Origin of the sequence: Egicoccus sp. AB-alg2, from assembly GCF_041821065.1 — a bacterium.
Classification (GTDB): Bacteria; Actinomycetota; Nitriliruptoria; order Nitriliruptorales; family Nitriliruptoraceae; genus Egicoccus.
Map to the genome: position 1 here is coordinate 270,294 of NZ_JBGUAX010000008.1, position 23,915 is coordinate 294,208.

Annotated in this window: 22 protein-coding genes; 8 read left to right on the forward strand and 14 right to left on the reverse strand. The window is 66.4% G+C overall.

All coding sequences use genetic code 11. From position 1 onward, the window contains the following. Nucleotides 1-426 precede the first annotated feature (426 nt). From ACERM0_RS17410 to ACERM0_RS17435, 6 genes are all read right to left on the reverse strand, one after another. A complete protein-coding gene (locus ACERM0_RS17410; protein ID WP_373679886.1) occupies nt 427-1,404 on the reverse strand; it encodes a hypothetical protein in 978 nt (325 codons plus the stop codon). 133 nt (nt 1,405-1,537) lie between these two features. Next, nucleotides 1,538-1,714, reverse strand: coding sequence for a hypothetical protein (locus ACERM0_RS17415; protein ID WP_373679887.1), 177 nt, complete (start codon nt 1,712-1,714; stop codon nt 1,538-1,540). A 373-nt stretch (nt 1,715-2,087) separates the two neighbouring features. Continuing rightward, a complete protein-coding gene (locus ACERM0_RS17420) occupies nt 2,088-2,474 on the reverse strand; it encodes a hypothetical protein (protein WP_373679888.1) in 387 nt (128 codons plus the stop codon). 762 nt (nt 2,475-3,236) lie between these two features. Beyond that, nucleotides 3,237-4,100, reverse strand: a complete 864-nt coding sequence (locus ACERM0_RS17425) for a polyphenol oxidase family protein (RefSeq protein ID WP_373679889.1) — start codon at nt 4,098-4,100, stop codon at nt 3,237-3,239. A 106-nt stretch (nt 4,101-4,206) separates the two neighbouring features. Next, nucleotides 4,207-4,446 (reverse strand): hypothetical protein, encoded by a 240-nt coding sequence (locus ACERM0_RS17430; protein ID WP_373679890.1) that lies wholly within the window; start codon nt 4,444-4,446, stop codon nt 4,207-4,209. A 22-nt stretch (nt 4,447-4,468) separates the two neighbouring features. Next, nucleotides 4,469-5,545 (reverse strand): hypothetical protein, encoded by a 1,077-nt coding sequence (locus tag ACERM0_RS17435; RefSeq protein WP_373679891.1) that lies wholly within the window; start codon nt 5,543-5,545, stop codon nt 4,469-4,471. A 350-nt stretch (nt 5,546-5,895) separates the two neighbouring features. Between ACERM0_RS17435 and ACERM0_RS17440 the strand changes: the two genes are divergently transcribed. From ACERM0_RS17440 to ACERM0_RS17470, 7 genes are all read left to right on the forward strand, one after another. Then, complete coding sequence (locus ACERM0_RS17440) at nt 5,896-6,372, forward strand: OmpA family protein (protein ID WP_373679892.1); 477 nt, start codon at nt 5,896-5,898, stop codon at nt 6,370-6,372. A 13-nt stretch (nt 6,373-6,385) separates the two neighbouring features. After that, a complete protein-coding gene (locus ACERM0_RS17445) occupies nt 6,386-7,174 on the forward strand; it encodes a hypothetical protein (RefSeq protein WP_373679893.1) in 789 nt (262 codons plus the stop codon). A gap of 175 nt (nt 7,175-7,349) precedes the next feature. Beyond that, complete coding sequence (locus ACERM0_RS17450) at nt 7,350-8,597, forward strand: hypothetical protein (RefSeq protein ID WP_373679894.1); 1,248 nt, start codon at nt 7,350-7,352, stop codon at nt 8,595-8,597. A gap of 85 nt (nt 8,598-8,682) precedes the next feature. Then, nucleotides 8,683-9,420 (forward strand): hypothetical protein, encoded by a 738-nt coding sequence (locus ACERM0_RS17455; RefSeq protein ID WP_373679895.1) that lies wholly within the window; start codon nt 8,683-8,685, stop codon nt 9,418-9,420. Nucleotides 9,421-9,505: 85 nt separating this feature from the next. Further along, complete coding sequence (locus tag ACERM0_RS17460) at nt 9,506-9,637, forward strand: hypothetical protein (protein WP_373679896.1); 132 nt, start codon at nt 9,506-9,508, stop codon at nt 9,635-9,637. 143 nt (nt 9,638-9,780) lie between these two features. Beyond that, nucleotides 9,781-11,169, forward strand: a complete 1,389-nt coding sequence (locus ACERM0_RS17465) for a hypothetical protein (protein WP_373679897.1) — start codon at nt 9,781-9,783, stop codon at nt 11,167-11,169. 459 nt (nt 11,170-11,628) lie between these two features. Beyond that, nucleotides 11,629-12,177: a hypothetical protein gene (locus tag ACERM0_RS17470; protein WP_373679898.1), complete on the forward strand. Its 549-nt coding sequence runs from the start codon at nt 11,629-11,631 to the stop codon at nt 12,175-12,177. Nucleotides 12,178-12,213: 36 nt separating this feature from the next. Here the strand turns inward: ACERM0_RS17470 and ACERM0_RS17475 are convergent, their stop codons facing one another. From ACERM0_RS17475 to ACERM0_RS17505, 7 genes are all read right to left on the reverse strand, one after another. Then, nucleotides 12,214-12,711, reverse strand: a complete 498-nt coding sequence (locus tag ACERM0_RS17475; protein WP_373679899.1) for a tyrosine-type recombinase/integrase — start codon at nt 12,709-12,711, stop codon at nt 12,214-12,216. Then, complete coding sequence (locus ACERM0_RS17480; protein ID WP_373679900.1) at nt 12,642-13,274, reverse strand: hypothetical protein; 633 nt, start codon at nt 13,272-13,274, stop codon at nt 12,642-12,644. Before ACERM0_RS17480 ends, ACERM0_RS17475 begins: the two co-directional genes overlap by 70 nt. A 451-nt stretch (nt 13,275-13,725) precedes the next feature. Beyond that, entirely contained in the window at nt 13,726-14,178 is a 453-nt protein-coding gene (locus tag ACERM0_RS17485) for a HepT-like ribonuclease domain-containing protein (RefSeq protein ID WP_373679901.1), read from the reverse strand. Between the two features lie 2,003 nt (nt 14,179-16,181). After that, nucleotides 16,182-17,867 (reverse strand): AAA family ATPase, encoded by a 1,686-nt coding sequence (locus ACERM0_RS17490; protein WP_373679902.1) that lies wholly within the window; start codon nt 17,865-17,867, stop codon nt 16,182-16,184. A gap of 276 nt (nt 17,868-18,143) precedes the next feature. Beyond that, complete coding sequence (locus ACERM0_RS17495; protein ID WP_373679903.1) at nt 18,144-18,350, reverse strand: hypothetical protein; 207 nt, start codon at nt 18,348-18,350, stop codon at nt 18,144-18,146. Next, complete coding sequence (locus ACERM0_RS17500) at nt 18,347-19,339, reverse strand: hypothetical protein (RefSeq protein WP_373679904.1); 993 nt, start codon at nt 19,337-19,339, stop codon at nt 18,347-18,349. The genes ACERM0_RS17495 and ACERM0_RS17500 overlap by 4 nt, the downstream gene beginning before the upstream one ends. Before the next feature lie 34 nt (nt 19,340-19,373). Beyond that, on the reverse strand, nt 19,374-19,658 hold the full coding sequence (locus tag ACERM0_RS17505; RefSeq protein ID WP_373679905.1) for a hypothetical protein: 285 nt from the start codon (nt 19,656-19,658) through the stop codon (nt 19,374-19,376). Between the two features lie 297 nt (nt 19,659-19,955). Here ACERM0_RS17505 and ACERM0_RS17510 point away from each other — a divergent pair, with 297 nt between their 5' ends. Then, complete coding sequence (locus tag ACERM0_RS17510; RefSeq protein WP_373679906.1) at nt 19,956-21,632, forward strand: NERD domain-containing protein; 1,677 nt, start codon at nt 19,956-19,958, stop codon at nt 21,630-21,632. Between the two features lie 311 nt (nt 21,633-21,943). Here the strand turns inward: ACERM0_RS17510 and recD are convergent, their stop codons facing one another. Then, nucleotides 21,944-23,860: an exodeoxyribonuclease V subunit alpha gene (gene recD, locus ACERM0_RS17515; RefSeq protein ID WP_373679907.1), complete on the reverse strand. Its 1,917-nt coding sequence runs from the start codon at nt 23,858-23,860 to the stop codon at nt 21,944-21,946. Nucleotides 23,861-23,915: the final 55 nt, after the last annotated feature.

The following is a 23,915-nucleotide window of genomic DNA, read 5'->3' on the forward strand; positions in this document are numbered from 1 at the left end:
GTGAAACGCCGAGAACCGGGCGCGAAGGCCCGGTTCTCGTGTGTGCGCCGCCAGGGACTCGAACCCCGAACCTGCCGGTTAAGAGCGGGATCGAAGGCGTCCACCGCACACCACGTTCGTCCAGGAAAGCCGCTCTGACCAGTGCAAACGCTCGGTTGGGGTCCACTGACGTCCACCGCAACCCACCGTGCGCGCTGGAGTTAGGGCGCAGATAGTCCTCACTTGTAGGACTGGTAAGCGGGAGACCACTGCGGGCCGCGACCGCCTGGGCCAGGCTGCTGGCCGCGCATAGCCGTGGACGAGGTTTCGGTGCATGAGAGGCGCGCAGCCTTCTCGTACCAGGAATTCGCCATGACGCTCCCCGTCTCAGCTGGAGAAACTTGGTTGGCCTGCTCCACGACGAGGCGATTCTTGAGTGCCTGCAGGCTACTGTGCTGGTAATAGCGAAGCAGCTAGCGACCCCGAGATGGGAAGGCCCAGAAGCTCCTCGAGCCACGAGTACTGACCGCTCGGATTGCACTCCAGAAAGAAGAACTGGCCATCCTCGTCCTCGACGAGATCGAAGGCACCGTATCCCAGTTCACTGCGCCTCAGATACTCCACGCAGTACTCCAGGACAAGACTGGGGGGATCTTCCTTGGCAAATGTCACGTCATTACTTGTCTGCGATTGGCGCCAATCGACGCGCGACTTGCCGTTGGTATAGATAGCCGCGGGGAAGGCCTCTTCCTTCACGGTGGTGATTCGCCACTCGCGCCTCTTCTCCAGATAGGGTTGATAGATGCCAGGGAACGGAGAGACTACTCCCTGCAGTGCGTTCCGCTGAGGGAGGGCAAGCAGAGTGGTCGGCATCGCCATGACGTGGTTCTGGTCGGCGAGCACCCCTCGCGCCATCTTGACGACCAGATTCTGGGTCTCGGCTCCCATGAACTTCTCGATCATGGACCAGTCCGAGGAAACCATAGTTCTAGGGATTTCAAAGCCGACCTCACGCGCCAGCAGAAGTTGCTGGAACTTGCGCTCGGCTCTCCAGAGCTGCAGCGGCGAACTCAACCATATGGACTCTGGCAAGACCGACCACAGGGCACGATTTAGAGATGTCACCTCGTTGACATAGGTCATCTGTCGGGAAACATTTTCTTCAGCGCCTGGAACGCGGAAGCTATTCGGTTTCCAGTACCAGGCTGCGTCAATATCTCTCACGTCTACAAGGACGCTGCCGGCCTGAATCGAAACAGTGCCCTGTTCCGTGATGAGTATGGAGAAACTGCGTGACGAACCGATGGCTATGTCGGTTAACCAGAGAAGGACGCGAGCGCCATGCTTTTCTAAGTGTGATACCACCCTGCCGTAAGAGTGCTCCTCGGCACTCGAACTGACAATCAATATCAACGGCTTCTTCACATGGCACCTAGGATGTGGATACCACCAATGACTATGGAACGAACGCAGCCATGCCAAGCGACCTGTGACTCAGGACAAAGTCCTCAGAGGGCTTGCGGGGCTATTGGTCGGTCCCGGGGAGTTGGCATGCGGCTCACTGGTCATCGAAGTCAGTATTCTGAGGTGGTGTCGACGCGTTAGACATGTTGGGACCGACTGGTGCCAAGGAACTCGCGAAAACATCAAGCACCGTGAGCGTCCTGTCCGGCTTCAGGCTGCTTGCCGCGCTCTGGTTGGTCGATACCGGGTCAGGTGCGACGGTGTCGCTCATGGATCGCCTCCGAGGCTGTCGTTGTTCGCAGTTTCAGAACCCATTCGGGCTTGATCCGCAAGCCAGCAGCACCACTCTACAGATAGGGCTAATCGGCGACACAGGGATGGGCAGATCCCTGGGCTCCGCGGCATTCGATGTGCGTGAAGCGCGCGAGCATGTGCGGGTTCCTCTGCCCATCAGGCTGTCGCACGGACGGAGCGAGCTTTACCGGCGCTTCGGAAGTTGAGGGGCGCGGTAGCCGGATGAGCTGCTGCTGAGGATGCTCAGAGAAGCACACGGACCCCGCGAGAGTGGAGGTGCTGAAGCCACCCACCCTGGGGATCCCTGTGCTCGTCGAGCCTACGTTGCTGTGCTACTAGTGTGTCTTGCTCTAACGCTCGATACGGGACCTCACAGCCTCCATGAGTTTTGTCGCGTGGGATGCGCCTGTGAGCGAGTGGTGGGCCCAGAGCGTGACCTCGCGGTGGCCCCCTCTTTCCCACACGTACATATGAACGGTGGATCCGTTTATGTGGGCGCCTTGTGCCTTCGGGACGGCGCAGCCGACGGCGAAGGTCGGCGGGTCGTCGTCCAGTGCGGCGAACACGGAGTCGTCCTGGGGTGTGTACCAGGTTAGCGTCTCGCCGCCCATGAGCTTTGCGGTGATTCCACCGATTATGGCGCTCGCGCCGCGGCCCTCCTTGATGCCGGTCTGGAAGCCGGCGCCGCATTCTTTCACGCTCAAGGACGTCCTGAACTCAATCTGCTTCTCGCCCATGCACCTTGCTCCTCACCTGCGGCCCCTTGGCGAGTTATCGCCCCACACAAGCGAGGCAGACGTTAGGCCGCCAGTGAGAGTCCGTCAACATCTTGATGCGTAAGCCGCGCTGGTCGCCAAGCGTCTGGTTCCATGCAAGCGGTGTTGGTGATGGCGATGTGCGTTATTGGCGTCGTTGGGAAGGTGCGGCTTAGAGTTCGGATGCCACCAACCCCGCTAGCATGATCGCGTCCCGGGGGCTTCGGGTTTGGTATCCCTGTCCTAACTGGCGTATCCGTTTCGCCTTCCGGTGGTGGTCCAAGGCTGGTGACAGACATCCAGGCCCGGTTCGGGCAATAGCCGCGTGCTCGGTGGGCCGCCCCCCCGATCCCGCAGCAGAGGTAGGGACTTAGTGCGACCGAGGTTGCGCACTGATACAGCCGCAAGATGGCCCCCACGTCCAATGCGATATCGGATCTTGTGAGGATCCTTGATCCTCTTCGTCAGGTGTGAGTTCGTCAAAGGATGAGCGACCACGCAATCGTGTTAATCTTGTCGATAGCCCCTTCGTACGTCTCCGGTGCCGATATGAAACTGCCGCGCCGTATTGCAAGGCCTGCCTCTGCTGCAAACTGGTCCGGCACCCTACGGTCTGGTGGGGCTGTCTTGCGCGAGAGTGCGGGCTAAGCTCTCCTCTTCCCAGGCCTGGCCTTGCTCTGACGTAGAGTTGAAGTGAAGCCCTCACGCTTGTCCGCAGTCCCTCGCGCACTTGCTAGTTGGCGCTCACCGAACCATGACCATGCCAGCGAACCTGCCGCCGGTCTGTCCAGTCGCTGCCATAGATGCACGGTGCGAGAAGAACGTTGGGCTCGTCATTGTGTCGTCGGACAGCAGCTCTATCTGCTCTGGCGGCACGCCGACTTCCAGCAGTTGCGCGGTAACCATGGCCCGCAGGTCCACGTGCGGTTTCGGCCCGTACGCCCATGACACGACGTTGTCGCCGAACTCAGCTGCGCACTCGGCCGCTTCCTTCGTACCCATCTCGAATGACGGCAACGAAATGCACGGGCCTACGGCAACCTGCAACTCGGTCGGGTCCGTGCCGTACTTCTCCACCATGGCTTGTACCGTGGCCGCCGCGACCCGGTCTCGGGCGCCCCGCCAGCCGGCGTGGCTTACACCAACCGCCTGACGGGCGCGGTCGTACAGCAGCACCGGTGCGCAGTCGGCCACGAGGACCGACAGGGGGACACCGCGCAGGTTGGTGACAAGCGCGTCGGTCGTTGCGATACCCGACTCGTAGTCGTGCGCACCGGCGCCGATCCGGTCCTCGCCGATCACTTCCACGTTCGGGCCGTGTGCGAGCTGGGCGACTACGAGGCGGGAGGGGTCGTACCCGAGCGACTCCGCGGCACGTCGACGGTTGTCCGCCACCCGGTCCGGGTCATCACCTGTCTGGAACGACAGATTCAGCGTCGCATACGGACCGTCCGATACTCCGCCGGCGCTGCTGGTGAACGCTGCCATCACCCGCTCGTCGGCAAACCGGGCATCGAACGCGACGGTCTGCCCGTCCGAGCGGGACCGTCCGCGTAGCTCGGCTGCAGCCAGTACGTTCACGTCGCGGGTATGCGTCAGTTCGATCACGTTCACTCCTTGTTCGGTCACTCGGGCTGCGGCCTGGTGTCACGGCCTATGTCCACACTGCCCGGAAGCTCAGGCATCGCAACCTGCATGCGCGCGAACACAACGGTCACGATCCGGCAAGGGGTTCAACTCGGCGACGTCGGTCACCAGTCCGTTCGATCGCCTCTATCCCGTTTTTTCGGTGGTCGTGGGCACCCCGTCCCGCCGCGTCGGCAGTGATGATCTCGGCGTCGTTGCAATGGGTCGTGGTGAACAGGGCCAGAACCTCGTCGCCGTCGATACAGGCACGCACTGCGGCTCGGCCGCTCTCACCGGCGCGGGTGGTCGGCAGGAAGAACTGTGACATCGGTGTGAAGCGCGGTGCGTGGTCATCGTGGCTTCCGTCGTGGGGGTACGAGCGCCTGGGCCGGGTCACGTCGCCAGATCGCGTCCGCATCGGTCAACTGCTCGAACCCGAACCGAGGATTCGTCACCGCACGGTGGCCGTGGACCGTCGTGGGCTTGGTGAACACCTCGATGCTGCCGGGTCGGCTGACGACCTCCACGGCGTGTTCCATCACTGCCCGGCGTGCACGGCCGGTCTCGCCCACGATCATCGACAGATACAGCGCCGAGCCGGGCGTGCTCTCGGGTCGGTACAGCGGCCCGTGGTCACCATCTCCGATCTGCATGAGCCGGCACAGGTCAGTGCTGTGGTCCAGCTGCCCCCCGGTGCGAACTTCGCCCGAGCGAATCCTGGCAGCGCCTTTCGGGGTCAGGCCCCACCAGCGCACGTACCCGGTGATGATGCCGGTGAGCGGGTCACAGGCGATCGTGGCCGCCTCGGTGCCGGTACGGATTCGCTCGGCCATCGCGGCCACTGAACTCTGCAACGAGCCGAGATGCCGCACGCCGAGCCGGTAGATGGAGCGCAGTTGCTCGTCGGTTCCGGCGACTCGTTCGACTCGGACCTTGCGCCGCTGGCTAGGCACCTGAAGCGACATGCCGAGTACGTACTCCCGTTCGTCGTGGTGCAGCGGCAACGCATCGAGCAGCGCCATCGTGACCGCCCATTGCCCGTCCCCCTCCGGGGGACGTTCGCCTGACTCTGGGCGGTGGATCTCGAGTTCCGCACGCTTTAGGAACGATGTCGCCTTGCCCGCGTTGACCTTGAACGTGCGTCCTTCCTCAGCACGACGCTGCTGGTAGATGGCCTGGTCGGTGTGGAACATCACAAACCGGGTCAGTCCTTGACGGTCAATCAGCTTGCCGTGGCCGTCCGCCAGGCGTTCTTCGACCTTGACGAGCAGGTTGTCGAGCTTGTGACGGTCCTCGGCGGTGCCCACCGGCATGCGTACCTGCCCGTTGGTGCCAAGTTGCCGCTGGGGGCAGGGTTCCGCGGGGTCGATTGCGACCTGCCACAGCAGGCGTTCGTTGCGGAGGATCACATGCAGCAACCGTCCCATGAACGGACCTGGACGTGCCTGCACTCCCGCCTCCGCCAACTCGACCCCAGATGCCGCGAAGTCTTACAGGTCCGGTCGCCGAGGAAGGCGGTTTCCTCTCCGACGTAAGAAATCAGCCGTCCATGTCGAGATCGGCCGAGCGCGTAGAGAGCGACTGGTCCTGCCGAATTCGGCTGGCTGGCAGGAGCGGCGACGCGCACCCTTCGATGCTCCGGCATCGTGCCGCCTCCCCGAACGGCAGGCGGGCCGTGTCAATCAGAACGTCTGGATCCCGTGTCGGGCTGGCGATGCTGCTAACGACGATTGCGGCGGGTTGCACAGCGTCGCATGAGCGTAGCGCGCCTCTGTCGATGCCCGCGCAGGGCACCGAAGTGGCCTGGTGGGAGCGTCCGGGGTGGCCGGTGCCCGTGCCGGTTGACGACACGGGCACCGCCGAGGATGCACCGGCCGGAGTCGAGCCCTGCCAGTTCAGCGTTCCCGACGACGTGCTGTTCGAGGTCGGTAGCGCGGAGCTGAGCGTCGCCGCTGTCGACCTTCTCGCGCCGACAGCCGTCGAGATCGCCGCGACCAGTGGCCCAGTCGTGGTACGCGGCAACACCGACAGTACAGGCCCGGAAGAACTGCACGTGCCGCTCAGCAGTGGGCGCGCCCGCGGGGTCGCTCAAGTGCTGGTCGGTCATGGGGTCGATGAGAGCCGCATCGTCATCGAAGCAGCCGGGGCCTCCCGCCCCCGTGCCGACGAGTCGGGACCTGACCCTGATCAGGCGCGAGCGCTCAACCGCCGCACCGAGATCGAGCTGTTCTGCACCCAGCTAGCCACCCCGTGATGAGGAGCCTGCCATGGACCGTCACAGCGCCCTGTCGGGCCCTTCCCTGCTGCTGTTGGTTGCGGTGACCGCGGCCGCGTGCAGCGGGGCGACGGCCGCCGACCGCTCTCCGGCACCAGCCGCCACCAGCTTCGACTGTGACGTCAAGCAGCGCACCCTTGTGGTGGGGGCCAGTGGCTCCGAACAATCCGAATCGTTCACCCAGTTCGTGCACCACGTCACCGCCGAGTTCGCCGCATCCTCGCTGGCCTGCGGCACCGAGTTCGTGGTCGCCATGGCCTCCGGAAGCGATAGCGCCATCGTGCTCGCCGAGGAGACCTTCGCGAGTCTGAGTCTGGACCGGCTACCCAATGAGCGGGCCCGACAGCACCGGATCCAAAACCGGGCCGACGAGTTGCGCACCATCGTCGACACACGACTCAACGACGCCCGCCAGGCGTTGGTCGGTACCGACACCTCCTCCGTCGTCCGTCTCTACGACGTCGCGGCCGAACGAACACGTCCTGGCAGCCGCGTCGTCCTCATCACCGACGGCGTGCACACGGCCGACGAGGTCGACCTCAACCGGGTCCTCGAACCCGACGAGGGTCCCCAACTGGCCGGCCAACTCCCAGCACCGTCGTTGCCCGTCGACGTTGAGGTGACCATCTCCGGCCTCACCCAAGTCGACGCGACCACCGACGTCCCCGGCGACACCTGGACCAGAGAGGTCGTCGCGTTCAACGACACCTTCTGCCGGCGTGTCGCGACCACCTGCACCACCTACACCGCCGCAACTGTCCAGGAGGCGCTCGGTCGCTGAATCAACCCCGCAGCAGATTCCCGGCCGCCCTGTCGAGTCCGCTCGCAAGTGCCCCGACTGACTCCTGCGACTACGAGCCACTTCCGCCCCCGGACCGTCTCGAGCCTGCTCTCAACCCAGGCTGGCTGACCTTTCGCTTGCGACCAGCAACGATCTTCATGAGAAGGAGCGCCCCATGTTGTTCCGAAGGCACGACACCCACCGCGCTGAGGACGACCAGCCCGCCCCGGACCAGTCCGAATTTACGGTCGGTCACCTCACCACCCACCTCCGCAGCCGCGGGATCCCCTTCGAGGACGAGCGGGTCTACGACGCCGAAGGCACGCTGCTGCCCCCGGCGGCCGGGACCTGGATCGAGCACACGGCTGGGCTTCTGCGTGGAGCGGCCGAAGCCGCCGTCGCGGCGCTTGCTGGCCCGAGGATCGAGGACATCGATCTGGTGGAGGCCGCTGGCCAGCAGGCGAGCTCGGATGCGCTCGTTCGCGACGTGCCCGAGCGGCGGGCCACGCTCAGCAAGGACATCAGCCAGGCCAAGAATGAGCTCGCCGAGATCGAGGCCGTCGCCGACCGGGCCCTCCCTGAGAAGCGGGCAAACTGGAACACCCCTGGGAAGCTCGTGATGATCGCCGCTGATACCGCCGTGTTGGCGACGCCGCTGTACCTCACCGGCAGCCCCCTGGTCCTCGCGATGATCTACAGCGTCGGGATCGCGGTCGCCTCCGTGGTCGCCGGCGCCTACGTCGGCGGACAGGTCGGCCTGACCCTCGATCGGCACCGACGCGGCCCGCTCCCGGACGACGCGCCACTGTCCGTCGCTCACCTCTACGCCCCCCACGGCGCGCGCTTCGATGCGAGTCTCGTAGGCCTGCTGGTCTTCGCGGGCGTGATCAGCCTCGCCCTGGCCGGTGCCGTCACGTTGAAGCTCGCTGGTGGCGGCGATCCCCTGCTCTACGCCCTGGGGGCTGCGATTCCCGCGGCCGTCACGCCTTGGGGGTCGGCTGCGCTGCAGGCGTGGAGCTCGAACGCCGCCCACGAGACCTACCTCGACGTCAGCCAGAAGCTCGCCGAGCTCGAAGCCCGCGACGACGAGCTCTGCCAGCTCCAGGCCGCGGCCGCCAGTCACGCCGCCCGCTTGGCGGAGTTGCGCAGCATCGTCGGGCACAACGTTGCCGCCTCGGGCAGGTTCACCGAGGCGGAGGCGGACATCCGGCCGACGCAGCCGCGCATCTTCGGCTACGACCGGCTGCCGGACACTGCTGGGTCTACCGCGTCGCTGCCCAGGTGGCCGCAACGTGGGGGCGGTCTCCGACGGTGGGTCGACCTCCTCGACTTCGTGGACCAGACCCGCCGTCAGCCCTCGACACCTGCAGCCGCGACGACGGCGGCCCGCAACGGCCACGCGTCTGAGCCGCCCACTCCCTGAACCCTCGGTCCGGCGGGCTTAACGCCACCCTGGACGCCGCCGTCCGTGTCAAGAAATCCTGCCGGACACGACCTGGAGCCCTCTGATGCGGATCGTCGATCCCCCCGTCACCTTCGGCCGTGCCCTAGTCGTCGACCCCATGCCGTACTACCGGCTGGGCCAGGCGACCGCCCGGCAGCGGCAACGCGTCCTCGACCCGCGGGCGGTGCGGGGCACCCTGCCGTCCGTGGGCGCCCCTCCAGTCGATGTGCTGCTGCAGGTGCTGTTCGATCTCAGCGGCTCGATGTCGAGCGGCAACGACGCCGCCGGCCTGCGCTTCGAAGCCACTTTGATAGCACTGGAACACCTCACCGCAGCAGCGCCACGCCGCAGCCCTCGCTGGTCCGTCCAACTGGCCTCCTTCGACCTCGATTCCGCGGTCGAGCTATCCCCTACCCCTCTTACCCGCCGGTTGCTGCTCCGCGAGCTCTGCCCCAGGCTGCTGACCCGCCCTGACGGTGGGACGAGCACCCTGGGTCCATCCCTGCGCGCCGCCGAGACCACCGCCAACCCAGGCATGCGCGTCCTGCTCGTACTGAGCGACTTCGAACTGTTCGACCCCGTGAGCATCTTCGACGAGCTCGAGGCGAGCACCGCGGACCTGGTCGTCGCGCTGGTGTTCAACTCACGCGGTGTCCCACCTCAGCTGGAGAGTCGCGACCTCACGTTCCACCACATCGCCCCCGCCGACGAACCGGCCATCGTGGCGCACTACCTAATCGCAACCGCGCAGACGGTCACCCATCGGACCACCCGGGCGCCGCAGCGTGCCTTTCGTGGGTGAGAACGGACATCGTCTCGCGCCTCGCGCCAAACCCGCCCAACCCCTTCTAGACACCGGCCGCAAACCGAAACGAACGGAGGAGATCATGGCAAGGATCGGGAACTTCACCATCGTCTGCCCCGCCTGCAAGGGCACAGGAAGGTCGCCCCAGAAGGGCACCGGGTTCAAGCCGCCGTGCCACCGGTGCGGCGGCAAGGGCAAGATCGTCAAGGGATGACCATCACCGACCCGACCGTGCACCGCCGAGAGACGGGTGGAGAAGGCGGTTCTGCGGCCCCCGCTGGGTTGCAGAGCCGCCCCTCAACGGTGTTCGACGATCCCCGGTGCGTGGCGTTGCTAGGGCGTCGGTGTGGTGATCCCGTGATCGACGCCGCTCTCGAGGTGTGTCACGAGAACCCGGCTCGTGCCGCTTGTGAAGCGCTGTTCGGCGAGAACCGGGTCACACGCCCGGTGGTCAGGAGCTTCGCGCGGTCCATCCTCGGCGCTCCTGGTCAGCCTCCCGGACGCAACGCCGCCCTAGGTGGGCTGTCCCTGCTGCTCGCGATCGACAACACCGCAGCCCACGGGGATCTCCTCACCCCGTCGGACCTGGCCGAGGTCCTAACCGCTGCAGCGGCCCCCACGGGCGAGCTGCTGCGTGAGCCGCTTCGAGCCATGGCCCGTGAACGGCTGGCAGCCCTGCTCGCAGACACCCCGCGGCGCCGGCGGGTCGAGCTCGCCGTCGAGCTCCTACACGATGGCTCTGGGCGCACCGGACGGAGCTTCTGGCGCCTGCGACGCATGCAGATCGACGTCGGGCAGATCTACCCCCTCTCAGAGCCCACCCTCGACCGGCTGCACTTCGCCGTCCACCTCCTGTCAGCCGAGACTGCCTGTCCGGCCGTGACTCCTAACAGGATTATCGGCACGACGCCGGACCGGGTGGTGTTGTCCGACGGTCACGACGTGCGACCCCTCAACACGCTGGCGCAGGCGTTGTTCGAGAGCTGGCAGTTCGATAACTGCCTCGATTCGCGCTGGCAGCAGATCGCGAACCGTGGACACCTCTTGGTGACCGTGCACCGCCACGGCCACCCCCAAGCTGCTGTCCAACTGGACCCCGCAGGAGACATTCGCGAGATACTTGGGCCCGCCAACCGGCCCCTCGAACTGCGAACGCGACGACGCCTCGAGCATGTCCTCATCGCTACCGGCCTCCTGCCTCCAAGGCCCACACCAAACTCCGGCGGTCCGCCTGCCGAGGTAGCTGCCCGCATCAGCTGCCTGGCCGTGTCGCTGTTAGCCCACGAACTGGATCCAGGCACCGATCCCCGGAGCCACCCCTTCGAGGGGCTCGGCGACCGGATGCTCCGTTTGCTGCACACCCGCCGGTCCCGGCTCCGTCACGAGGAGTTCGCCCGGCTGCACACCTCGGACCAGCAGCAGATTCAGCCCTGCCGCCAGCAACCCACCGGCCTGGACGCCAACCTCGGGTTGACGCTCCACCCCTGGCTCACGATCGCGGCCATGCTGGTCGCGTCCCACATCAGCGACCCCGACTTGGACCGCCTCGACACCAGCGAGGCCTGCCGTCGCGCGACGATCGCGCACGCACGCCAGGTGCTCAACCGTGAGCTGACCATCCCCGACCGCCCACCCCACCCCGACATCATCGTGATCGCCAACGCCCCCGACATCCCTGCACCCATCACCGGAGGGCTTCGCGAGATCCTTGACATCTGGGCAGACATCTACCGTGACTCCCGCTGAAAGTTGTCTCGCTGAACCGGGGAACACCATTCAGTGAGCAGCTTGATCATCGTGCCGGTTGCATGACGCGTCCCTCCTCGTCTGCTCAACACCACGGCTTGTGGTGCCGTCCGTTGGACGTCGTGCAGCGTCCGGATGCAACTCACGAACGGCTCACGCCAGCGTGCGTCTCTGGGAGGCCCAGTCCGATCGACCACCACACCCTGTTCGGCCGCCTAGCATCTCGCCGACGATCGCTGTCGGTTCTGTCGAGCGCGACTCGTGTCCCGTCAAGCAGGTGGCTATGCAAGGCTGGCTGGGCCCTAGGACGACCGGGGACCGGCGTCCAGAGGAGCCCGAACGGGTCTACCGAGCTGCATATGCCGTGGCCGTCCGGAGCCGGATCCTGGACGAGTAGCGTGCCTGCAGTCATGAGCCGCGAGGGCGACCCGCGACGTCACGTAGTGGAGGAGAGCGGCGATGAGGAAGCGTTGGAGGGCGATGTCGGGAGGGAGCAAGGGCGCGTTCTCAGGCCTGCTACTCGGTATTGCCTCCTTCATCTTGCTGCTGGCAACAGGAGGGATTCAGGCGGATGCCGCGTCTGCGATCGCCGCTGTGTTGGCCCTTCTCCTATACACGGTTGTGGGCGGCTTCATTGGGCACTGGGCTTCGAAGGCCAATCGCTGGATAGAGGAGCGTTTTCCCGACCGGGGTTTTCCTGCTCGGGTCAAGGCGGAGAGGCTTGAGATTGGTGCCCGCTTCTTGGCCCAGGGAGGTGCGTCGTTCGTCCTGCTCGTTTTCAGCATCTGGGCACTGGCCTCCATCGATGATCTCGACGGAGCGCTTCGCGCCGGGGAGGGGGCGGCGGGAGGGGACCTCCTGTTGGCAGCTCTCGGGATACCAGCTGGTGTAAAGGCTTTGTTCGGTGCCGCGCAGCTCGCGGCCGACATCGGGGCAGAGCAGTGGCGCAACGAGGCAGCACGCTATCGACGACAGGCCGAGATCCAGGAGGCCAAGGAGCAGCCATAGGACGACGGACGGCCGCTCAGCCAGCATGGTCGGGACTCATTCAAGCTTAGGTAGCAGCTCTGCTGCGTCGTCGACGTCGCTGACGGCGCTGTAGTAGGTCAGCGTGGTGGTCACGTCGGCGTGGCCGAGGAAGGCCTGGGTCTTACTCGGGTGCAGGCCGGCATCAGCGAGCTGGCTCGCGACCGTGGAACGGAAGGTCTTGAGGCTGCCGTGATCCACCCCGGCCGCGGTGCGCGCCCGATGGAAGGTGCGACCGACGTTCCGCTGGTCGATCGGGTGCCCGTTGCGGGTGGTGAAGACCAGCCCGTGAAGGTTCTCGGAGCCATCGGCCATCCGATGCTGTTGTCGGTGGCGCCATGCCTCGAGTTCGGCGGCGGCCTCGGCCCGCAGCGGGATCGTGCGGCGGGAAGTGGCGGTCTTGGGATGGACCAGCTCGCCCCACCGGTCGAGCTGCCACACCACGGTCAGTCGCGGTGGCATCGAGGTGAGGTCGAGGTCGCGCCAGCGCAGGCCGCAGGCCTCCCCGATACGCAAGCCGGTGCGGGCGAGAGAAGGAGGATCGGGAAGAAGTGCTCGTTCCGGGCGGCCTTGAGCAGGAGCGTGAGCTCGTGGTCGGTGAACCGGTCGACGGGCGGCCGGGGGGCGGCGACCCCGCCGCCGTAGCGGGCGACGTTGCGGATCAGCCGGTCCTGACGGACGGCGGTCGACAGTGCGGAGCGCAGGGTCTCGCGCATCCGGTTGACGGGGGCGGGGGCGTAGCCGGCGGTGAGCTTGCGGTTCGCGAACGCGTCGAGCTCGCGGACGGTGAGCTGGCCGACCTTGCGGTTTCCGAGTTCGGGGTTGGGGTGGTGCTCGACGACTATCCGGTAGTGAGCCAGCGTGGTCCGGGCGAGCGGCCGGCGGCCGGGCTTGCCCTTCGGCGCTTCGACGGTGCGCCACCAGCGCAGGTAATCAGCGAGCCGCTCGTCAGTGACCGGGTTTGTGAGCTGGCCGTGCTCGAGTTGCTGCGTGGCGATCCAGGCCTCGGCCTGCGCCCGGCTGTCGAAGGTTCTGCTGCGGCGGATGCGTCGGCCGCTGAGGTCGGTGCCGAGGCTCACTTGCGCTTGGAGCCGCCCGCCGCGAGCCGTGATGGTGCCCGTGCCGCGTCGAGCCCGTACCCGTCGTGCAGCTGCCACCTGCCTTCTACCGCTCGCTCGCCTTGACGGTAGGCAGCGGGCCGCAGCGGTAGCCAACCGATAGGCAGCGCGATGCTCCGGCAGCGTCCTCGACGGAACTCCTCGACACCGTGATACGCCGAGAACCGGCCACGATGGGCCGGTTCTCGTGTGTGCGCCGCCAGGGACTCGAACCCCGAACCTGCCGGTTAAGAGGGGGTCGAAGGCGTCCACCGCACACCACGTTCGTCCAGAAAGCCACTCTGACCAGTGCAAGCGCTCGGTCGGGGGTCCACTGATGTCCGCCGTCGTTCATCGAGTTCGCTGGAGTTAGGGCGCAGTTAGGGCACACCCTCCCTCGTTCATCGATCGGCGTCCGCACGCGGTGGTTTCGTCAGCAGAACGTCGAGCAGCGACGGGCGGTCCTCAGTGATGGTCCCCACAGCACGTCGGGGTCGAAGTCGAAGTAGTGGTGTGTGAGCCGGTCTCGCATCCGCGCCGCGCCCGACCACGGCACGGGTGCGCGTTGCGGTCGGTTCGCTGACCCGCTTGGCGGCCTCACCGACGATCTCGACCAGCTTGGTGACGGCCAGCCGCAGGATCTCGTCGCCCTCGAGGCCCTGACGAGAGCTGCCCTGCGAGTAGCGCAGCGCCTTCTCGACGGCGTCGCGCGCGTGACGGATGCGGATCCGGGGATCTGGAGTTCGGCCCGGGCGACGAGGACCGGCGCTTTGTCGCCCGTGATGAGCTGCGGCATCGGCTCGAGCGGTGTCTGGACGCGCGAGGGCGAGTTGCGGGCGGATGCGCAGCTCATGCTGGGCTTTAAGTGGGGATACCTCGCGGACATATCGGAGGTTGGAGCACTACCAGTCGGCAGGGAGGGTTGTATCCTTGCCTTCACAGCATGGACAGTTCACCCAATATGCTGAACTAGAGTTCGCGTCCGGAACGTGGAAGCCCCGCCATCCAAGCTTAATGAGTTCGTGCTTTGTCCCCGCACCGTTGCAGTGGCTGACGACCCAGAACTGACCGCACGGTATGCACTCGTATGGCCGTCCTTTCCCGTGCTGCTTGGGCGTGATCTCGCGACCGGTTACGCGCGAGAACGGGATCACTTCGGCGCCCGGTTGCCCACACGACCAGCATCGGCTGCGCAATCCGGCCTTGTACCCGAAGAGTATCCAGAAAAGTCGTGTTAGTTCTCGCCGTTCCTTATCGTCCGGATGTAAGCGAAGAGCACCGAAGTCGTGTTTCGGCCAGGCGTCGTGTACTTCTCTCGACGTTCGAACTTCGGGGTGGTCTCGGAGCTTCCGTCCTCCTGTTACGGTATACCGGCGGCCCGGCGTGGGGTGGACTATGAAGGATGCCTGAGCGATGATGGCTTTCGACGATTCTGTGAGGTGAGACCGCCGGTACTTCGTGGCGGCGGTTCCTTCTAGAACAAGAAGGAACCACGAATCATCGCAGGCCCCGGCATCTTCGGCGTACTTGCCGGGTGGGGGAAGCTGGTAAGCGTGGTATTTCGCGTCGATAATGCACCGTATCATGCCCTCGTCGGTGGTGATGTCGAGGACTATGTCCGGACGCATGCGCCGCTCGTCCGCAGTCGGGTAGGTGAGCTCGAGCCAAGGTTCATACCAAAGAGATACGCGCACCCCATAGGTATCTTGGAGCTGAATGGGGGGGGCAGACCGCATGCGTTCCGGTTCGAAAAGGTCAGCGTGGTCCATCCCGCGACTCACGACTGCGAATCCACGTTTCAACAGTCCGACGTAGACGGACCAGAGCACCCACCACTCGTACATCTCGCTCGTATGGCGAAGCGAAGCACCTTCTGGCAGAGACCTCTCCCACCCGGGTTTGATGTAAGGGACAACCGCGCGATACTCCCGCAGCGCCTTTCTAAGTAGTGCGCCTCTCGGATTGAAGATCCAATCGTTGGTCTCGCGCGGTGGCCGGACGGTCTCCTTGTAGGGGCCGAGCTTCGTAAGCACAGACTTGATGTCGCCTAGGTCTCCTCGCGCCGTGGATGTGTCGCGCGGTTCCTCGGACCCCCGTATCGCGTTTTTGAAGACGCGAGCTTCAGCGGCGAACTCCTGGAAGGCACTCTCCCGTTGTTCAGCGGCTCGCTGTTGGCGGTTCACCAGTTCCGTAAGGGCGCGCTCCAGTCGGTGGTGCTCACGAGCGACGATGGTGCAGATGTGGTCGATCCACTCCGTGACGGGCGAACTAGGCATCTCGGCCAGACGCGTGACCCGTACGTGGCGATGGCCAGGACGGCGCGCGATGGCGCGTGCCATCCGAGCGTCAGTGGCTCCCCTGTCAGTGGGCACAACGGCGGTCTGTCGCCCGAAACGTCTCGCCGCCGACCGGCGGACTTCACCAGCATGCTGGCCTAGCGCAGTGGCCAGCTTCGCCAGCGCTGCCACCTGCAGCGAGACCGCGTCGCCACGTGTACGAGGCCGCTGCAGGTCTCGCGCCCCTACGCGGTAGACCGATGCGTCGAGTGCCAGCCGACCGAGATCTTCGATCATCGCGTGATAGTCGTCGAGGGGCAGTTGCGAGGCCGCGACGAGAACCGCCGGAGCTAACGGCGGTCCCTCACGAGAGGCGTGCAGGGAGACCCAGCCAGCAGCTGGAGGACCGCCGCGTGGAAGCTGCCACCAACGGCGCTCCGGGTTGTATTCGAGTTCCCGCCAGACATCGCCGTCGCGCACCCAGGGGGGTGACCTATCAAGCTCGTCTTCTCGACGTACGCCCCACTGTCGGTACTGGGACGGGATCTCAACGAAACCCTCAGGACTGAGCTCCAGCGGCCGATCGCTCAAGCAGACCTGAACTTCTTCCACGTCAGTTCAGCCAAGACACTGGTCGCATGCGCCTCTCTGCTCGGCTCTCAAGCGCTTCGAGTTCCTTACCAAGGCTTGTTAGCTTCCAATCGTTCTTGGCCTTCTTCGCAACGTCGCCTACGGCGCTGCTGCCAGGTTCGGCTCTGACAGCGGGTAGAAGCCTCATTATGAGGACGTCTTCGACCGTCACTGCTGCCGGAGCCGGGATGTTCGGAAGCACATGGACCGCTGCGCGCAGAGCGTTATAGAGCCTACGGCTCGGATAGACGTCCACCTGCTCAAGAAGTGAGCTCCCCTCCTTACCGGTGATTATCCTCCAAACCCGTTCAACCTCTTCGACGACCGCTGCCTCGGAGGGTCGAACGGCGTCTCCCCAAGGCGGCTCTTGAGCGCTCGGTTGCTGGACGTCACCGGCGACCGGCGGGAAAACAGCTGCTGGCGGGAGGTGCTCGACGCGGAGGCCCAGGGATCGGTCGAGTACCTTCGGTGAGAGTTCCTTCGTGGTGGCGTCGTCGTTCAAGGTTCCCATCAAGCACAAAGACTTCGGGAGTAGAACGGTCTCGCGAACACGCTCCCGCAGAACCCGCAGCGCCGTCGATTCGGCGCTTCCCGCTCCAGCTGCGAGGGCCCTATCTTCCAGGTGTCGTAGCTGCTCCGGGCTATAGAGACGTATCCTGCCATCTTCCCGGGATTGCTTTGAGCGTTCGAACTCGCCTAAGACGTCCGCCGCGTAGTTCTCTATCCGAGCGATGTTGAGTTCATCAAGCACCACAATCTGCGTAGGGACGCCTTTTCTATCCCCTCTTAAGAGTATGTCGAGAAAATCAGTCGTGCTGTAGATCGCTTGACCTGGCATGAGGAAACCGAGCAGGTCTGCCGTGTCGAGCCACTCCGGACGAACAGCGATCATCTCCGCTGAGCGCCCCGTCAGTCCGTTCGAGAGCGCATTCGCGAGAGTGGACTTCCCCGACCCTGGCGGACCTCCGAACAGTAGAAGCTGGCCAGTCAATCGTGCAATGAGAGTGCCGATTGTTGCACGACGTAGCAGGGCCGGATCGAAGTCCGACTTGAGAGTTGCTGACGAGGAAAACACCTTCTCCAGCGGGGAGTCGGACACGACCTCATGCGATGAGAACGTGATGACGTTTTGTTCCTGGTTTCGTAGACCGAGGAGTTCTACGACTCGCTTCGCTTCAGGGGACTCCACGGCTTCGATCAACTCGTTGAGGCGCGCCTCATGGGCCCGCTGCTCGGAGATGAGGTCACGCAGTTCCGACCGGTCCTCCGCAATCTTCTTCGACTGTGCGGCGAGTTCTTCCTGCTGACCGTGGTACGTCGCCTCGAGCAAGGCCTTGCTGTCCTTGAGTGCAGATCGCACTTCCTCGAGGGCCTCCTTGACCGCTGTGTCAACGACCCCAAAGGACGCCTCGAGGTTGACCCGAGCGAGAAGGAAGTCTTCCCAGCTAGACCCGGGAACCCACTGGCCCTGACCCCGTGAATAGCCCTTGGCTGGCGGAACCAACCCTCTAGCGAGTCCGTACTGGCCCTTTTCCAGCGACTCGACCCTGCCGACGATGAACTCGTCGTACTCAGCGCCGTCCGCTAAGCGGATAGTGACCGGCGACCTCACGATGCAACTGTCCTTGAGGACCTGCTCCACCCAGACGGGCGCCTCAATATCGGACATGAATTTCCCCGTACTTCTGTCGACCCTTCCGCACGTTCATCCTCCCCGCCGGGATACAGCCAACCCCGGAGATGCGCCAACGCCTGCTCAGACCGAGACCGTAGTCGGGCGTCACTTCCGGTGGTGCACCGTCTGGGTTGGTAATGAGCCTGTCGCCCGCAGGGAGGCAACCCTCAGCACCACCTGCCGGTGAAAGCCGCCCCCGTGAGGGATGAGGACAGCGTGCCGCGGCGCCGCCAACCACAAGATGTTGTGGTCAGAACGGCCATTCTCCGGTCACTTGATCCTCCGTGCTCGCAGGCGGGTTATGACCAGCACCGTCAGGACCGTCAGCTTCACGAGGAGAGCGAAGGGTCCGGAGAAGAGGATCAGTAGCAGCACCCACCAGGCCGCGAGGAGCAGGACGATCGCGCCGAGAGCCCAGCCCGCCCATCTGATGGGCTGGGCCCCGCTCCGGCGGTCGTCGCGTGTCGGCTCCGTCATCTGGTCGCCGGCAGGTCGAGGAGCCGTGCCCGGAGCACCCGTTCGCGCTGCGCGGCCTGACGCCAACTGCGCCGGGTGGCCACCGCTGCCTGTGCGGTCCATGCTCCCACGAGGGCGAACGGGATGGCGGAGAGGGTGGACCCGGTTGCCAACGCGGCCAGCTTGCCGCTGGTGGACGCGGCTCCGGCCACGGCCGCGTCACCGGCTCCTAGCGTCCGGACCGTCGCCCGGTCGGCGCCCGCAGCGAGGCGCCGTACGGCCCGGATCCCGACCCCGGTGAACCCGAACCACGGGACGAGCTGCCACAGCGGCGTGGACGCGTCCACCACCGTCCCGGCCAGGGCCCCACGGACCTGCTCGTCGAAGCTGGCAGTCGGTGACCCGAGATCGACGATGACGGGGCCTTCGGCGGGGATGACACCGGAGGGACCGACCACCTCGAAGCCCATCCGAGCGAGCCTCTCGGCAGTGTCCGTGGGCGCATAGACCAGCCGTACGTCCGGGTGGCGTCCGAAGTGGCGGAGGGCCACGTCCGGATCTGCCGCGATCTTGACGTTGGCGGTATCTACGATGGCGCCACCGGCATCGTGGAACGCGAGGTCCACGCCGGGATGGTGGTGCGCGATCAGTTCCGCGTGGACTGCCCTGCCCGGCGCCGGGAGCCTGCCATCGTTGAGCGCTTCGAGGGTGAGGAGCTCCCCGGCGGTGCCGCGCAAGGCGGAGACGAACCCCTGGAGGGCGGGCTCGTCCGCTTCGGTCGCTGCAGCGAGGTCGATATGCGCGCGTGCGGCCGCGGCGGCGAGCTCGTCGGTAGTCAAGACGTCGATGCGCGGCTGACCGCCCAGGACGACCGCGTCGAGGCTGCCGGCGGCCGTCACCGTCAGGGGTGGACGGGCTGCCCACATCGCCCGCCCTGCCGCCGCGCTGATGAGGAGCTTCGCACCCTCGTCACGCAGCGCCCGGCCCCGCTCGCGCGGATCCTTCCCCATCCGACGCACGGGGCGCGGTGCCCGTCGGCTCCGCTCACCCACGGTCGCTCTCCGATCCACCGAGGTCGCCGCGGGTGCCCCCACGCTGGAGCTCGGCGAGCCGCCGGTCCCGCAGCTCGATCTCGCGGGTCGCCCAGGCGAGCTGTTCCTGCAGGACCGTCTGGGTGGCATCGACCTCGTCGAGGTAGCGAACCACCGGACGGCTCCGCCAGCGCTCGATGCTCCGGCCGGCCCACGCCGAAACGCTGGCGACCAGCATCAGCACCGTCAGCGCGACCCAGAAGAGGCCACCGGCCAGGACGACGAGCACGAGCACCACCACAGCGACGGCTCGGAAGCCGCCCGAGGGCCGGCGCCACACGCTCGCGAGGCGCGTCGAGCCCCACCTCACCATCCCCGACCGCTGCATCCGACCCCGCCTCTGACCTCGAACTGCCGGTACCTCTGAACTGCCACCCAGTTTGTCGTTCGGGTGTGACAGCCGTGCTGACACGAAGGGGATGCATCGCTGGTTGGCACACAGGGTCGACGCGTCCCTGATTCGCTGGCCGCCCGCCGCCGTCGTTGGTATCGCTAGCATCCCACGGCGGCGGCTGACCGCGAGCTGAGGAAGAGGGTGGGCACCTCGGTACCGCAGGACCCGCGGTGGGCTCCGGAGTCCTCACCGGCCGAGCAGACGCTGTGGCGCTGGTGCGTGGAGCAACTGCCCGACCGGGTGCTTGTGCTGCCGCAAGTGGTCATGACGGTCGGAGCGAGCGGGCGGCTTGAGGAGGCGGAGGCGGACCTGGTCCTCATCGATCCCGATCATGGTGTCACCGTGGTGGAAGTGAAGGGTGGGACGCTGTCCTACGACGCGACGCGGGCGGTCTGGCGTCGTTTCGAAGGCGGGTCCCGCGAGGTGCGCGATCCGGTTAACCAAGCCAAACGCTCGCGATCGGTTCTGCGGGCGGCTCTGGGTGCGTGCGGGGTCGACACCGCACGCCTGGCGATGCGGTGGCTCGTCGCGATGCCGGAGTGTCGGCTCGCGGCCCCGGGTGAGCCCGTCCTGCGTGAGGGGCAGCTGTGGGATGCCTTGGTCGAGGACCAGCTTGCGGTCCGGTACGCCAGGAGCTGCGGGCCGCTCAGCCAGGGGGAGCAGCCGCTCGGGGAGGCTGGCGCGGCGCGCGTTGCGTCGATCCTGCGCGGGCGGAGCCAGCAGGGTCGGCCGGTCGCTGCGGCGGCGGTCGATGCTCACGAGGCTCAGGTCCGTATCCACACCGAGTCGCACCGCAATATCCTGCGGCGGTTCGTCACTCACCCCCACGTCCTGGTTCGGGGAGCGGCCGGTACTGGCAAGACCATCCTCGCGCTCGAGGCAGCCCTGCAGTTCTCCTCACTCGGCGACCGCGTGCTGCTGACCTGCTGGAACGTGATGCTCGGGCGGTGGCTGCGGGAGTCACTCCGTCAGGAGCTGCACCGGATCGGGAGCCCGGTGGCCGACCAGGTCACCGACGATCCGCGCGGGCAGGTCGTGGTGACCGACATCGCCGACGTCGCACGCCACGGGACTACGGGCGAGGCGGGAGACGATCTCGGCGAGTGGTACTACGAGCGACTCCCGGAGGTGCTGACGCCCGAGATCACCGGCGGCGAGTTCGACGTGGTCGTGCTCAATGAGGCCCAGGACCTCTCCGAGCTGTGGGCCATCGCCATTTCGAGCCTGGTGGCGAGAGACGGCCGTTGGTACGCGTTCGCGGACAGCCAGCAGGACCTGTTCGACGCGTCGGCCGCCTTACCCGACTTTCTCGACGTCCAGCACGAGCTTCGCGAGAACTTCCGCAACTCGCGGTACGTCGCGACCTTCGCGGCCCGGTTCGGCGACCTCGAGCTCGACTGCGTCACTGGCGACGGACCACCGGTGCGGTTCGTCGCCGTACCGGGTGAGCACGTCATCGCCCGGACCGCCGAAGTCGCGAGGAAGCTTCAACGCGACGAACGCATCACCGACGACGAGATCGCGGTGCTGTGGCTGTTCCACAACCCCGCCAAAGGCGCCACCGCTGAGCTCGCGACGGCCGCACTGGCAGGCGAACGGGTGGAAACCAACAGCGCATCGTTCAAAGGGATGGAGCGACCGGTCGTCGTGCTCGGTCTCGACATGGACCCGCAGAAGCCGAAACGGCTCGAAGAGGTGAAGCGGTCCATCTACGTGGCAGCGACCCGCGCACGCTCGCTCCTCGTGGTGGTCGGCGACCCCGACGTCGCCGAGCGGCTTGGGCTCCGCAAGCTTGCCGACGATCTGCGGGGCCGGTAGCCCCCGTCCTAGATTCATCGCACGCGGCGGATGCTCTCAACTCACCACGATCGCGGAGGGCCGACCACCAGCCCGTCCTGATGAACGCATTTACGATCTCAGCCGTGACGTGCCCTATGGATGGCCGCTAGGTCAGCTTCGCGTCGCTCAACTTCATCGCTGAGCCCTGGACACCTAGGGCGCCCGCTTGGGTCGAGCCTTCGGGCGATGGGGCTGTCGTGACGCTTGTCCCCCCGGCTTCCGATGGGGCCGTGGCCGAACGGGAGCGGCTCTCACGCCGCGAGGGCAGATTCCGTCGACGAAGCGAGAGCTCAGGCAGTTGGCCAAAGCGTGGAGCGAAGTCCCGAGGCTCGCGAGACCCGACGTGCGACCGCGCACCGCACCGCCGCCTCGGTCCCCACAAGCGTCACGCCGTCCTCCGCGCGGGTGACAGCCGTGTAGAGCAACTCCCGGGTCAGGACTTGCGAGGTTTTGTCGGGGAGGACTATGACCACGTGCTCGAACTGCGAACCCTGGCTCTTGTGGATGGTCATGGCGTGGACGCTCTCGATGTCCTCGAGCCGGCCCGGGGCGAAGGTCCGCAGGCCATCAACGCCGTGGAAGGCGACGGCCACGCCGTCGCCCGCCCGGACGACCACGCCGACGTCGCCGTTGAACAGGTGCAGGCGCGGCTCGTTACGGGTGACGAGCACCGGACGGCCGACGTAGAACCGTCCCGTGGGGTCGAAGCCGTCGACCGCTCCGGTCAGCCACCGCTCGACGAGCCGCACCCAGCCGGTCACACCCACCAGCCCACGCCGGTGTGCACACAGGACCCGCAGCGTGTCCATTGCCGCCAGCGCCGCGCCCGCGTCCCCATCTCGCGCCGCCCCGACCACGGCCCGCCCCGCTGCGACGACACGATTTCGCACGACTGCGAGCTCGGCAACGTCGCGGGCATCACCCGGCGCTTCGACCCATTCGAGGTCGGCAGGCCCGGACCGCAACACCGTCACCACCGCGTCGGCGTCACCGGCGTGGATCGCGGTCGCCAACCGGGCGATGCCCGAGTTCGCCCCGAACCGCCGCCCGGTTCCGAGCACCAACACCGCATCGTCGATTCCGCCGTCGTCGGCACGTGTGACCACCTCGGCCCCGAGCGGTTCACCAGTGGTCGCCTCCAGCGCCGCACGGTTGTCCTCGCTCATGCATAGCGCCGTCCCTGATGGCCCGACGATGTCGCCAAGGACCGCCCCCGCTTCCACCGACGCCAACTGGTTAGGGTCACCCACCAGCACCAGCCTCGCATCCGGGCGCATCGCCTCCAGCAGCTTGGCCATCAGCGGCAGGTCGACCATCGAGGTCTCGTCGACCACCACGACCTCGTGCGGCAGCTTGTGATGGCGGTCATGCCGGAACCGCGTCGCGCTGCGGGGCGTCCACCCAAGCAGCCGGTGCAGCGTCGAGCCCTGCAGCTCCCCCAGGCGCACCCGTACCTCGTCCGAGACCTGCAGCCCCGGATCCGCCACCGCCTGCCGCAGCGAGGCGGTGAGCCGGTCCGCGGCCTTGCCCGTTGGTGCAGCCACCGCGACCTGCGGCCAGCCATCGCCGGGCGCAAACGCGCCGCCAATACCCGCGAGCTCGTGCAGCAGCGCCAGCAGTCGCGCAACCGTGTGAGTCTTGCCCGTGCCAGGTCCACCGGCGATCACCGTCAATGCCCGGCGGGCGGCAGTGGCCACGGCCAACCGCTGCCGGTCGGGGCGCTCCTCGTCGGGAAGCAGCAGCCGGTCGAGGACCTCGCGGACCCGGGCGAGGTCGACGCCCTCGTCCACCCGCCCCGCCCGTGCGCGCAGGATCGCGGCCACCCGCCGCTCATAGCGCCAGTACCGGTCGAGGTAGAGCCGATCGTCCACCAGCACCAGCGGCCGGTCGAGCTCGGGTTGCAACTGGTCACGTGACGGGGTGCCCTCGGGGCGCACGCGCACCAGGGGGCTGTCCTCGAGCACCGCCCGCCACGCCGCCGGGTCAGGCCACGGCAGCGCGGCGACGTCCCAGTCGGTCTCCTCGCCGGCGGCGATCGTGCCGACCACGTCGTCCAGCTCGACGCACACGTGCCCGTGCTGCGGCGCCCTCACAGCCAGCGCAGCCGCCAACAGCACCTCGGGGCGCCCGTCCCCGCAGACACGGGCCAGCGTCACCGCCCCGTGCACGTCGGCCGGGCTCAGAACTCCGCATCGGTTGAACGCCACCAGCGCGTCCGGGGCACCTGTGGCCAGCCGCACATCGTGCGGATCTCTGTCCAAG

Excerpts from the sequence above, each read along its gene's own strand:
- ACERM0_RS17500 (WP_373679904.1), bottom strand. The coding sequence starts at position 19,339 with ATGGGGAAGGATCCGCGCGAGCGGGGCCGGGCGCTGCGTGACGAGGGT.
- ACERM0_RS17460 (WP_373679896.1), top strand. The coding sequence starts at position 9,506 with ATGGCAAGGATCGGGAACTTCACCATCGTCTGCCCCGCCTGCAAGGGC.
- ACERM0_RS17470 (WP_373679898.1), top strand. The coding sequence starts at position 11,629 with ATGAGGAAGCGTTGGAGGGCGATGTCGGGAGGGAGCAAGGGCGCGTTC.
- ACERM0_RS17440 (WP_373679892.1), top strand. The coding sequence starts at position 5,896 with ATGCCCGCGCAGGGCACCGAAGTGGCCTGGTGGGAGCGTCCGGGGTGG.
- ACERM0_RS17435 (WP_373679891.1), bottom strand. The coding sequence starts at position 5,545 with ATGGGACGGTTGCTGCATGTGATCCTCCGCAACGAACGCCTGCTGTGG.
- ACERM0_RS17450 (WP_373679894.1), top strand. The coding sequence starts at position 7,350 with ATGTTGTTCCGAAGGCACGACACCCACCGCGCTGAGGACGACCAGCCC.
- ACERM0_RS17490 (WP_373679902.1), bottom strand. The coding sequence starts at position 17,867 with ATGTCCGATATTGAGGCGCCCGTCTGGGTGGAGCAGGTCCTCAAGGAC.
- ACERM0_RS17445 (WP_373679893.1), top strand. The coding sequence starts at position 6,386 with ATGGACCGTCACAGCGCCCTGTCGGGCCCTTCCCTGCTGCTGTTGGTT.
- ACERM0_RS17455 (WP_373679895.1), top strand. The coding sequence starts at position 8,683 with ATGCGGATCGTCGATCCCCCCGTCACCTTCGGCCGTGCCCTAGTCGTC.
- ACERM0_RS17485 (WP_373679901.1), bottom strand. The coding sequence starts at position 14,178 with ATGTCCGCGAGGTATCCCCACTTAAAGCCCAGCATGAGCTGCGCATCC.
- ACERM0_RS17420 (WP_373679888.1), bottom strand. The coding sequence starts at position 2,474 with ATGGGCGAGAAGCAGATTGAGTTCAGGACGTCCTTGAGCGTGAAAGAA.
- ACERM0_RS17415 (WP_373679887.1), bottom strand. The coding sequence starts at position 1,714 with ATGAGCGACACCGTCGCACCTGACCCGGTATCGACCAACCAGAGCGCG.
- ACERM0_RS17430 (WP_373679890.1), bottom strand. The coding sequence starts at position 4,446 with ATGTCACAGTTCTTCCTGCCGACCACCCGCGCCGGTGAGAGCGGCCGA.
- ACERM0_RS17495 (WP_373679903.1), bottom strand. The coding sequence starts at position 18,350 with ATGACGGAGCCGACACGCGACGACCGCCGGAGCGGGGCCCAGCCCATC.